We start from the raw sequence: 11,850 nt of genomic DNA, 5'->3' as shown, positions 1-11,850 counted from the left end.
GAGGTCCCGCGCCTGGCGCTCCACGTACGGCAGGACGACCGCGGGCATCAGCTGCACGAGGTCGGGCTGCGAGCGGGCGATCGACTGGACGCTGCGGTGCAGGTTGGAACGGTCCGTCACGAAGACCTTCTGCATCGTCAGCAGGCCCAGCGCGCTCGCCCGCTCGATGATCCCGGCGCGGGTGGAGCAGACCGCGACCGCCCCGATGCCCTTGAGGTAGGTGAGCGCGCCCGGGTCGTGGCCGAGGCCGGGGGTCGAGTCGATGTTGACGAACACGATCTTCCCGCGTCCGCGGTCGTCGCCACGGTGGCCTGGAGGTCGGCCAGCGGGACCGAGGCGAGGACCCCCAGCGGGGCCGGCGTCGCGGTGAACCGCTCCGCCATGGCCACGCCGACGAGCGAGGCCATGACGGGGTACTCCGCCAGCGCGGTCAGCAGGCGGCGGTCCACCGGACGTTTCGGGCGTGGGCTCACAGCCAAATGCTACGCACCCGCCCCAAACCGCGACGGCAGGCCCAGCTTGCCGGGGTTCATGATCCCGGCCGGGTCGAGGGCCTGCTTGACCAGCGCGAGCGTCCCGAAGCCGCTGCCGAGGGCCCGCTCCATGTACGGGGAGCGGAGCAGGCCGACGCCGTGGTGGTGGCTGATCGCGGCGCCGTGCCGGATGAGGACGTCGTTGGCGGCGTCCCACGCGGCCCGGTACCACTCGCGGCGGCGGGACCGTTCGACGTCGCCGCGCAGCGAGAAGTAGATGCAGGCGCCGTCGGTGTAGGCGTGCGACTGGTGCGCGGCGCCCGCAGCGTGCCGGGGACCGCCTCGATCGCCTCGACGACCTCGGTGTAGATCGGGGCGAGCGACGACCACGGCGCGGCGATCTCGCAGGTGTCGGCGACGAAGCCGGGGCCCTTGGCGAAGCCGTCGCCGGACTTGCCGACGAGCATCCGCTCGTCCAGCCAGCGGGCCAGCACCGCGTCGCCGTCCAGGGTGACGGACGCGGTGGCGGCGCAGACGTCGGCGACGACCGCCATCGTGGCGTCGACCAGCGTCGGGTCGCCCTCGTCGGCGATCAGCAGCAGGTTGGTTCCGGCCTCGCCGAAGTGGGTGCCGCTCTCGTGGGCGTCGTAGAGGCGCAGGCAGGCGGGGGTGGCGCCGCGCTGGAGGATCTCCCGGCAGGCGTCCAGGCCCTCGGCGAACGTGGCGAACCCGTAGGCGAGGCCCTTGGCGTACTCGGGGAGCCGGTGGACGCGCAGCCGCAGCCGGGTGATCACGCCGAGGGTGCCCTCGGAGCCGATGAACAGCTGCCGCAGGTCGGGGCCGGTCGCGGCGCGCGGGTAGGTGCCGTAGGAGGCGGTGGACCCGTCGGGCAGGACGACGTCCAGGCCGACGACCATGTCCTCGATCTTGCCGTAGCGGGTGGAGAGCTGCCCGGCGCCGCGGCAGGCGGCCCAGCCGCCGACCGTGGAGATCGCGAACGCCGACGGCCAGTGGCCGGTGGTGGCGCCGTGCACCTCCTGCAGCTCCTTCTCGAACAGGTCGCCGAACATGCCCGCCTGCACCTCGACGATCATCGACTCGGCGTCGAACGCGACGATGGAGTTCAGCCGGCACACGTCCAGCACCACGCCGCCGTGGACCGGCAGCGCGGCGCCGAGCACGTTGCTGCGCCCGGCCGAGACGGTCAGCGGGATCCCGTGCGCGGCGCACACCCGGACGACGGCCGCGACCTGGTCCTCGTCGGCGGCCTCGACGATCACGGCGTCCGGGGTGGCGGGGGCGCCGTCGGTCTCGCCGATGGACGTGCCGGCCCACCAGTCGCGGGTCCGCAGCACGACCTCGTCCCGGTCGGTGTGCACGGCCGCGGCGACGGCGCGCAGCTCGGCGACGACGCGTCCGGCACCGGACGGGACGTCGCCCTGCAGGCTCGCCGGACCGTCCCCGGGCGGGCAGTCGGCGGCCCAGCGCGGCGGGGTGGGCGCGCCGACGACGTAGTCGCCGCGGTTGAACGGGTGCGTGATGGTCTGCCTGCTGATCATGAAAGTCCCTCCGTCAGAACGGTCTTCTCCCGGTCGATGCCGGACACGTACTCCTCCACCTGCCGCGCGACCTCCGCGTCGGACAGGCCCAGCTCGCGCTGCAGCAGTCGGCCGACCTCGGGGGCGGCCTTCGCCGACAGGTCCCGCGCGAACAGCCGCATCCGGGTGCGGCGCGACAGGACGTCGTCCACCGACCGGGCCAGCTCGCAGCGCGCCGCGTACACGACCTCGGCGCGCAGGTGGGACGAGCCCTCGACGAGCGGTTCGGCCAGCGCGGCGTCCTCGGCGAACAGCGCGGCGACGAACCGGGCCTCGGTGCCGTAGCGTTCGCCCAGGTGGGCGCCCGTCCCGCCGGTGGCCGAGGTGGCCTCGGCGTCGTATCCGGCGCCGCCGAGCAGCGGCAGTTTCGCGGTGCGGCAGGCGGCCTTGCGGCCGAGCACCTTCAGCGCCTCGTCGACGACGAGTTCGCCCATGTGGCGGCTGGTGGTGAGCTTGCCGCCGGTGACGGTGACCATGCCCCGCGCGTCGGTGGTGACGCGGTGGTCGCGGCTCATGTCGAGCGTCGCGCCCTCCTTGCCGTCCTTGGCGCCGACCAGCGGGCGCAGCCCGGCGATCGAGCCGACGACGTCGGCGGGGGTGAGGTCGGCGTCGAACGCGGTGTTGGCGCCGTCCAGGAGGTACCGCATCTCCTCCGCCGTGCACAGCACCTCGTCGAGCGGCCCGTCGTAGTCGGTGTCGGTGGTGCCGACGACGACCACGTCGCCCCAGCGGGTGCAGGTCGCGCGGCGCGCCCGTCCGGGGACGGGCACGGTCACGGTCCCGTCGATGGGCAGCCGCGTCCACGGCACCACGATGTGGACGCCCTTGGCGGGACGGACGGTCGGTTCGTGCGCCGGGTCGGACAGCGCGTCGACGGTGTCGGACCACACGCCCGTCGCGTTGACGACGACGCCGGCGCGGACCTCGATCGCGCGCCCGTCGACCTCGACGGTCGCGCCGCGCACCCGTCCGCCCTCGTGGATCAGGCCGGTGCAGGCGGCGCCGTTGAGGACGGTCGCGCCGAAGTGCGCGGCGGTCCGCGCGATCGTCAGGGTGAGCCGGGCGTCGTCGGTGCGGCTGTCGTAGTAGAGCAGCCCGCCCTTGAGCCGGTCGGCGCGCAGCTTCGGCGCGCGCGTCAGGACCTCGGGGACGGTCAGCTTCTGGTGCAGCCGGCCGATCCGCCAGCCCCCGGCCAGGTCGTAGGTCCACAGCAGGCCCTCGAACGCCTTGGCGATCTTCGGGTCGAACACGCCGTCCTGCGTCAGGACGGGGAACACGAACGGCAGCCGGTGCACCAGGTGGGGCGCGTTGCGGCGGAACCGCTGGCGTTCCAGCAGGGAGCGGCGGACCAGCGGCAGGTTGCCCTGCTCGATGTAGCGGAGCCCGCCGTGCACCATCTTGGACGACTTGGACGACGTGCCGGACGCGAAGTCGTCGCGTTCGACGAGGGCGACCGTCAGGCCGCGGGTGGCGGCGTCCAGCGCGGTGTAGCAGCCGGTCACCCCGCCGCCGACGACCAGGACGTCGACCGGGCGGGCGGCGAGCCGTTCGACCTGCCGCGCGCGGTCCAGGAGCAGCGGGGTCCGGCGGATGGCGTTCCGCGTCTCGGATCTCGCTTTGCGTTCGGGCAGTCGGATCACGGCTTCGATTCCTCCGGTGACGTACTCGGGCGGGACGTGCTCAAGTGGGACGTGCTCAAGTGGGACGTGCTCAGGTGGCGGGCGAGGAGGTCGCGCCACGCGGCGCGGGCCTCGGCCCGCCGGGAGCCGGGCAGGGACGGCTCGAAGACGGGGGCGTCGTCGAGCGCGGCGGCGGTGGCGAGGTCGGGCCACAGCCCGGCCTTCACCCCGCCGAGGTAGGCGGTGCCGCGCAGGCTCGCGGTCTCGTTGCCGGGGGCGCGCCGCACGGGCCGTCCGATCAGGTCGGCCTGGCTCGCCATCAGGACGTCGCTGGCGGCGAGGCCGCCGCCGCAGAACAGGTCGGTGACGGGGGCGCCCCCGGCGGCCTCGACGCCTTCGAGCAGGTCGCACACCGAGTGCGCGAAGCCGTCGAGGATGCCGCGGGCCAGTTCGGCGCGGGTCGTGGACAGGCTGAGCCCGGTGAGGATCCCGGTCGCCTCGGGTTCCCACGCGGGGGTGCGCAGCCCCGCGAGCGCCGGGACGAACAGGACGTTCGACGGCCCGTCGTGCTCGCGCGCGAGTTCGGCGAGGTGCCGGGGCGACTCGTACAGGCCGATCTCCTCGCACAGCCAGCGCATCGCCGAGCCGGTGGTGGAGGCGTATCCCTCCAGGCTGAACACGCTGGTCCCGCGGGACCGCCAGCCGACGAGGGTGAGGATGCCCGGGACGGCGCGGGCGTGCGCGGGCGGCGCGGCGCCGGCGACGGCGTCCACGAACGTCCCGGTCCCGTGCACGCACATGGCCTGGCCGGGACGGTGCGCGCCGAGCGCGATCATCGCGGCGTGCTGGTCGCCCATCGCCGACAGGACCGGCAGCCGGACGCCGAGCACCGCCGGGTCGGTGTCGCCGAGGTCGGCGTCGTCGTCGACGATCTCCGGCAGCACGTCGCGCGGGCAGCCGAGGAACTCGACCCACGGCTCGTACCAGGTGCCGGTGCGCAGGTCGTAGGCGCCCGCCGCGACCGCGTTCGTCGCGGACATGACGTGCCGCGCCCCGCCCGTCAGCTTCCACACCAGCCAGGTGTCGACCGACCCGAACGCGAGCCGTCCCCGCTCGTGGGCGCGGCGCGCGTCCGGGTTGCGGGCGATCTCCTCGGCGGCCCACAGCAGCGGTGCCCGCGACCCGACGGGACGTCCGGTGCGCTTGGCGAGCCGCGCGTCCCAGCCGGGTTCGAACTCGCGCAGCCGCGCCGCGTACCGGCGGTCCTGCCACACGACGGCGGGGCTGAGCGGTTCGCCGGTCGCGGTGTCCCAGACCAGGACGGTCGCGCGCTGCGTGGCCACCGACACGCCCACGACCTCGACGTTCGCGGCGGCGGCCCGGTCGAGGGCGCGGCGGCAGACCTCGACCGTGTTCGCCCAGATCTCGGCGGCGTCCTGCTCGACCCGCAGATGGTCGGGCGAGCGGACCGAGATCGGCAGGTAGGCGGGGGGCTCCGCGCCGCCGTCGTCGAGGACGACGGCGGCACGGGTTCCCGTGGTGCCCTCATCGATGCTCAGCACGCCGCGGCGGCGCTCTCCGATCATCAGCGAAGGTCCTTTCCTCACGGTTCGTCGGGTCGGTGGGGTCGGGTCGGGTCGGTGGGGCGGGCCGGTACGGTCAGGCCGACACCGGCTGGCGGGGGCTGAGGCCGACGGCCTCTTCCTCCAGGTTGATCGTGGTGCGGGTCGGCTCCCACTTGATGATCACGCAGGTGACGAAGCCGACCAGCGGGACGGCCGACAGCAGCATCAGGCTGGTGCCGATGCCGAGCCCCGACTCCAGCTGCGGGAACAGGTACAGGCCCGCGACGGAGCCGAAGCTGCCGAGCATGCCGGTGACGCCCGTCCCGAGGGTGCGGATGTCGCTGCGGTAGGACAGCGCCGCGATCGACTTGCCGTTCGGGCCGGGACCGGCCGAGTGGAAGAAGATGAACAGCACCGGCAGCAGCGCGGCGAAGAAGATCGGCAGTTCCTTGAACGTGGCGCCCATGACCAGCAGGGCGACGAACACGACCGCGTACCCGGCCATGGAGCTGACCCGCAGCCCCATCTTGCGGCCGAAGTAGGCGGACAGGCAGCCGCCGACGATGCCGACCGCGTTGAACATCATGGAGCCGAGGGTGGCCTTCTCGAACTGCTCGCCGAACAGCTCCAGGCTGATCACCGGCAGGTACCAGCCGACGGCGAAGTACTGCATGCCCTGCGTCAGGGAGATCATCGTGGACAGCACGGTGCGGGGCAGGTAGGAGCCGCGGAACAGGACGCCCATGTCCTTGAAGCCGACCTGGCGGCGGGCCTTCGCGGCCTCGGCGGTGTCGGGCTCCCCGGCCCGCACGTCGAACCCGTACATCTTGCGCAGGCTCGCGGCGGCCTCGGTGAGGCGGCCCTTGGACGCGAGCCAGGTCGGGCTCTCGACGAGGAACCCGAGCTGGAGCAGCAGCAGCGCGAGGGCGAACACCGCCGAGGAGGCCACCGACCAGCGCCAGATGTCGGCGCCCACGTCGAACGAGTAGAACAGCAGGGTCAGCGCGAGGTTCGTGGTCGTCGCGGTGTACCAGACGCCCTGCCAGAAGTTGAGGCGTCCCTTGAGCTTGGCCGGGGTGTACTCGGCGAGCAGGGCCATCGCGACGGCGAAGTCGATGCCGTAGCGATGCCGACGAGGCCGCGGCCGGCGAAGACCGTGAGGAAGTCCGAGCCGACGGCGGTGAGCACCGCGCCGACCCCGAAAACGACCTTGGTCAGCAGCAGCGGCTTGAGCCGGCCGATCCGGGCGGCCAGCCAGCCGCCGAACGGGTTGGACACGATCGCGATGGCCGGGGCCATCGCGGTCAGGACGCTGACCTGGGTCGGGGACAGTTCGAGCTGGTCGACCATCGTCGACAGCCCGGCGCCGAGCGCCGCGTTGGAGTAGGCGTCCAGGAAGAGCCCGGCCAGCGCGAGGAACCAGATCCAGTTGGTCCGGCCGCGCAGCGCCTTGAGCGTGTCGATGAGGCCGGCCACGTCACCCGCGTTGCGGATGACCGTCGTGCTCGGTGGGGCGTCGTTCATGCCCGCCGCCTTTCAGGGGGTGGTAGCCCTTGCCAGCGGTCGGCAGAACGAAAAGGCACAGCACGAAGACCACTGACAGGGATGTCTTCGTCTGTGCCTGTCGAACGCTCGGAGATTACGAGGTGAACATCCGATGTGTCAACCGACACACCTCGATGCCCGGTTTCCCCGTCCGCCCCCTTAAAGTGCCTGGTCATGAGCTACATAGTGCAAGCCGTGTGGACCGCCCGGGACGGCGAGGAGGCCGCCGTCGCCGACATCGTCCGCCGGATGACCCCGCCGTCCCGGGAGGAACCGGGCAACCTCGGCTACCAGCCGCACGTGGACTCCGCGGACGCGCGCCGCTTCGTGATCATCGAGGAGTACGTGGACGCCGCCGCGTTCGAGGCGCACCGCGCCAGCCCCCATTTCCAGGAGCTGGTGGTCGGCGACTGCCTGGCCCGGCTCGCCTCCCGGGAGGTCACCGTCCTGGAGCGCCTCGCCTGAACCGGCGGGCCTGAACCGGCGGGCCTGGCCGGACGGTCGGGCCGGACGGGCGTCAGGCCGCGAGGGCGACGCCCGCGCCGATGCCGAGCAGCACGCGAACGCGGCGGCGCCCGCGGCGACGAGCGACGCCCCGCGCGCCGGGCGGAACGGACCGTCCGGCGCGCGGCACATCGGCACGATCCACCGCAGGTAGTAGAAGACGGACGCGACCGAGTTCACCGCCGCGACGACCGCGAGCCACCCGAAGCCGCCGTCGATCGCCGCGCCGAACATCAGGACCTTCGCGGCGAACACGGCGGTCGGCGGCGTCCCGACGAACCCCAGCAGGCACACCGCGAGCGCGAGCCCGGTGCCCGGCGCGGTTCGCAGCAGCCCGGTGTAGAGCCGCCGCGAGGTCGTCCCTCCGACGGCGAGGACGACGGCGAACGCGCCGAGGTTCGTCGCCGCGTAGGCGCCGAGGTAGTACAGGACGGCGGGTTCGGCGAGGTCCGTGCGGCCCGCCATCGCGACCGGCACGAGCAGGTATCCGGCCTGGCTCACGGTCGAGTAGGCGAGCAGCCGCCGCACGTTGTCCTGCCCGAACGCGGCGAGGTTCCCGAGCGTCATCGTGGCGGCGGCGAGCACCGCGACGAGCACGGGCCATCCGCCCGCACCGTCCGGGAGCGCCTCCGCGCCGAACCGGTACAGGGCGGCGAACGCGCCGATCTTGGGGACGGTCGTGACGAACGCCGCGACGGCCGGGGGCGCGCCCTGCGTCACGTCCGGCACCCAGAAGTGGCCGGGGACGGCGCCCGCCTTGAACAGCAGCCCGGCGAGCACGGCGACGACCCCGGCCGCGACCACCGCGTCCGGAGCGCCCGCCAAACCGGCTTTGGTCTGCGGATACGCGGTCCCGCCGCCGACGCCGTACAGCAGCGTGACGCCCACGAGCAGGAACACGCCGAGGAACGCGCCCATCAGGTAGTACTTCAGCGCGGCCTCGGTGCCCGGCGCGTCCTTGCCGAACCCGGCGAGCGCGTAGGCGGGGATGCTCGCCAGCAGGTAGGCGGCCACGACGACGAGCAGGTCGTCCGCCCCGCCGAGCATGATCGTCCCGAGCGCGGACAGCAGGATGAGCACGTAGTGCTCGCTCTCGCGCGGGTGTCCCCGGACCGGCACGGCCGCCAGCGCGAGGACGAGCGGGACGGACGCCAGCACCACGATCCGCGTCACGTGCGTCACCGGATCGACCGCGAACGATCCGAACGCCATCAGATCGGGACGGGTCGCGGCGACACCGGCCGCGGCCAGCCCGGCGACCGCGCCCGCCGCACCGATCGCGGCGACCCGCCACTGGCCCGTCCGGGGCAGGAACATCCCGCCGACCAGGCCGAGGACCGCCGCGATGAGCAGGCACAACTCCGGCGCGAGGTCGGCCGGGTTCTCGTTCATCGTCACCGCGCGACCCACCCGGCGACGGCGGCCGACAGCGGCTCGATCGTGTCCAGCAGCGGGCCCGGCAGCACGCCGATCAGCAGCGACAGCGCCACCAGCGGGACGATCGCCGCGGTCTCGCGCCGCCGCACGTCGCCGACCCGTCCGGTCAGCTCGCCGGGCCCGCCGAGCAGCAGGCGGTGCAGCACGCGCAGGAACAGCCCGGCCGTGACGACGATGCCGAGGACGGCGAGCGCGCCGGTCACGGCGGTCGCGGCGGCGCCCGTCCCGATCGTCCCGGCGAACACCTGGAACTCGGCGATGAACCCCGAGAACCCGGGCAGCCCGAGGGACGCGAACGCGGCGGCGGCGAGCGTCCCGGCGAACACCGGCGCGGCCCGCGCGACGCCGCCGAACCGCCGCAGGTCGTAGCTTCCGGCCCGCTCGTACAGGACGCCGCACAGCAGGAACAGCGCACCGGTGATCAGTCCGTGGCTCACCATCTGCGTGACCGCGCCGGTCACCGCGAGGCGCCGCGCGTCGCCGTCCGTCCCGGCCGCGTACCCGGCGGCGCCGAGCGCGAGCACGACGTAGCCCATGTGGTTGACGGACGTGTACGCGACGAGCCGCTTCACGTTGTCCTGCGCGAGCGCGACCAGCGCCCCGTACAGCACCGACACGAGCCCGACGATCAGGACGGCCAGGGCGTACCGGCGCCACGCGTCGGGCAGCATCGGCATCGCGATCCGGACGAGCCCGTACCCGCCCATCTTCAGCATGACCCCGGCGAGGATCGCGACCCGGCCGCGGGCGCGTCGGTGTGCGCGGGCGGCAGCCAGGTGTGGAACGGGACGACCGGCGTCTTGATGCCGAGCCCGATCCCCAGCGCGAGGAGCGTGAGCCCCGCGATCGCGGGGGCGTCCTCCAGTGGCGGGTTCCGGATCAGCTCCACCATGTCGAACGTGTGCGGGTCGGCCCCCAGGTACAGGCCGATGAACCCTAGGAGCAGGACCAGCGAGCCGAGAAACGTGTAAAGGAAAAACTTCAGCGCCGACCGCGCGCTCTCTGCGTGCCCCCAGACCAGGATGACGAAGTACATCCCGACGATCGACAGGTCGAAGAAGACGAAGAACAGCAGCAGGTCAAGAGCCGCGAAGACGCCCAGGCAGACCGTCTCCAGGAACAGGAACAGCATCGCGAACGCCCGCACCCGGCGCTCCTGCCGCACCGAGTACACCGCGCACGCCGCGAACAGCACCGCGGTGAGCGTCAGGAGCGGCAGCGACAGTCCGTCCGCACCGACGTGGTACCCGGCCCGGACGGACGGGATCCAACGCACGTCCGCCTCGTAGGAGAACCCGTCGCGCGTCCCGTGCGCGGCCCACATCGCCGCGACGAGCACCAGCTCGACGACGCTCACCGCGACCCACGCCCACGGCACGCCCCTGCGCGGGACGACCGGGAGCAGCAGCGCCGCGACCAGCGGGAAGAAGATCACGAACGTGAGCATCCGGTCACCCCGCCAGGATCGCGATGAGGACGAGCACCGCGAGCATCGCCGCCGCCTGCGCGTAGTACACGTGGACCTGCCCGGTCTGCGGACGCCGCGCGAGCGCGCCGAGTGCGCGCGCGCCGCGTCCGATAGCCGCGGTCACGCCGTCGACGCGCGGCTCGACGTCCCGTCCTGCGAGGGCCGCAGCCCGGCGGCCCCCGCGCGCCACCGCCATGACCGTCCCGTCCACGATCCGGTCGTCGAACCACGCCAGCCCCCGGGCCAAGGCAAAGACCGGACGGACGACGCCCGCGTGCGCCATCCGCTCCAGATACAGCCAGTGCAGGCCCCATGCAGGCACCCGAACCCGCCCGACCGCCACCACGACCCCGACCGTCGCAACGGCGAGCACACCCGACAACGCAAGCTCCCACGCGGACGGACGAGGACGCACCTCGAACGGGACCGCGACCCCGGCGACACACGCGGCGGCGGCCAGCACCCCCAGCGGAACCGCCTGCAGAAGGGGCAGCGCCTCACGCCGTCCGTCCCCGCCCGCCCAGACCGCGATCAGCGCCTTGGCCGCATACCCGGCTGCCGCCACGGACGCCGCCATGCCCACCGCGAACAGCGCGGGCGACCGTTCGAGGACCGCCGCCAGCACGGCGTCCTTCGTGAGCCAAAGCGACAAGGGCGGCACCCCCGCCAGCGCGAACGCGCCCAAGGCGAACGTGACCCCGACCCACCGGAACCTCCGCGCTGCCCCGCCCAGCTCGTCCATGCGCTGCGTGCCGAGCCGGGCCAGCCACACCCCTGCGCACAGGAACAGCAGACTCTTCACCGCCGCGTGCGCGACCAGGTGCGACGCACCGCCCGGCACCGAAGCGACACCCGCCGCCAGGACGATGAACCCGATCTGCGAGCACGTCGAGGCGGCCAGAAGCTGCTTGAGATCCCGCTGTCCCAGCGCAACGACACCCAGCACCAGTGCGGTAAGGGCCCCGACCCAGGAGACGACGACCTCGCCCCACCCGCTGGCCGCCAAAAGCGGATGCAGGCGCAACAGCAGGTAACCCCCGGCCGCGACCATGGTCGCGGAGTGCAGCAACGCGGAAACGGCGCTCGGGCCCGCCATCGCCCGCGACAGCCAGAACGAGAACGGAAGCTGCGCCGACTTCCCCATGGCCGCCACCACGACACCCACCACGATGAGGTCGAGCCACGGAGAATCCGCCGCCGCCAAACCGTCCAACCCCAGCGAACCGGTTCCCGCCAGTGCGAACCCGGCCGCAAGGTAAAGGCCCGTATCCGCAGCCCGCGTGGTGACGAACGCGACATCGGCCGCCCCGACCACGCCGTCGTCCGTCCAGCGGTAACCGATGAGCGCGTACGACATCGCGCCCATGACCTCCCAGCCCATCAGCAACAGCAGCAGGTCGGACGCCGTGACCGTGACGAGCATCGCGCCCGCGAACACCAGCATCAGCCCGAAGAACCTGGATCCGAATCCTTCCGCCGCCGCGTAGACCAGGATCAGCGACGCGACCGCCGCGACGGTCACGATCATCACCGCGGACAGCCCGTCCACCGCGAGCCCGCCCACCGAGGCCGCCGAGTACGGACGGCAGGCGATGCGGGCGATCGAGTCCGCGGGCGGGGACGAACTCGTCCGGCTGGCCG

At 73.1% G+C, this 11,850-nt stretch carries 6 protein-coding genes and 4 pseudogenes; 1 reads left to right on the top strand and 9 read right to left on the bottom strand.

Going from position 1 to position 11,850, the window contains the following annotated elements; genetic code table 11:
• The 6 genes and pseudogenes from BJF79_RS55580 to BJF79_RS19450 form a co-directional block, all read right to left on the bottom strand.
• Positions 1-276 (bottom strand): glycerol-3-phosphate responsive antiterminator (locus BJF79_RS55580; RefSeq protein WP_187357020.1); only part of this gene is annotated, 276 nt, incomplete at its 3' end.
• A gap of 206 nt (positions 277-482) precedes the next feature.
• Positions 483-863 (bottom strand): FAD-linked oxidase C-terminal domain-containing protein, encoded by a 381-nt coding sequence (locus BJF79_RS60740; RefSeq protein WP_262402284.1) that lies wholly within the window; start codon positions 861-863, stop codon positions 483-485.
• Positions 864-871: 8 nt separating this feature from the next.
• Positions 872-2,032, bottom strand: a pseudogene (locus BJF79_RS19465) (FAD-binding oxidoreductase); the annotation flags it as partial.
• Complete coding sequence (locus BJF79_RS19460) at positions 2,029-3,711, bottom strand: glycerol-3-phosphate dehydrogenase/oxidase (RefSeq protein WP_075899346.1); 1,683 nt, start codon at positions 3,709-3,711, stop codon at positions 2,029-2,031. The gene BJF79_RS19460 and the pseudogene BJF79_RS19465, both read right to left, overlap by 4 nt.
• Positions 3,708-5,276, bottom strand: a complete 1,569-nt coding sequence (locus BJF79_RS19455) for an FGGY family carbohydrate kinase (RefSeq protein ID WP_083733589.1) — start codon at positions 5,274-5,276, stop codon at positions 3,708-3,710. Before BJF79_RS19455 ends, BJF79_RS19460 begins: the two co-directional genes overlap by 4 nt.
• 73 nt (positions 5,277-5,349) lie before the next feature.
• Positions 5,350-6,605 (bottom strand): annotated as a pseudogene (locus BJF79_RS19450) (MFS transporter).
• 369 nt (positions 6,606-6,974) lie between these two features.
• Here BJF79_RS19450 and BJF79_RS19445 point away from each other — a divergent pair.
• Positions 6,975-7,265, top strand: coding sequence for a putative quinol monooxygenase (locus tag BJF79_RS19445; RefSeq protein ID WP_075899344.1), 291 nt, complete (start codon positions 6,975-6,977; stop codon positions 7,263-7,265).
• A gap of 267 nt (positions 7,266-7,532) precedes the next feature.
• Here the strand turns inward: BJF79_RS19445 and BJF79_RS60730 are convergent.
• From BJF79_RS60730 to BJF79_RS19430, 3 genes and pseudogenes are all read right to left on the bottom strand, one after another.
• Positions 7,533-8,351, bottom strand: a pseudogene (locus BJF79_RS60730) (NADH-quinone oxidoreductase subunit N); the annotation flags it as partial.
• 347 nt (positions 8,352-8,698) lie between these two features.
• A pseudogene (locus BJF79_RS19435) lies at positions 8,699-9,777 on the bottom strand (NuoM family protein).
• Positions 9,778-10,192: 415 nt separating this feature from the next.
• Positions 10,193-11,850: NADH-quinone oxidoreductase subunit L (locus BJF79_RS19430; RefSeq protein ID WP_075899342.1), on the bottom strand; the 1,658-nt coding region annotated here is incomplete at its 5' end.

This window comes from Actinomadura sp. CNU-125 (assembly GCF_001942465.1).
Classification (GTDB): domain Bacteria; phylum Actinomycetota; class Actinomycetes; order Streptosporangiales; family Streptosporangiaceae; genus Spirillospora.
The sequence above is the reverse complement of the archived record's forward strand: the minus strand, read 5'-3'. Positions and strand labels throughout refer to the sequence as shown.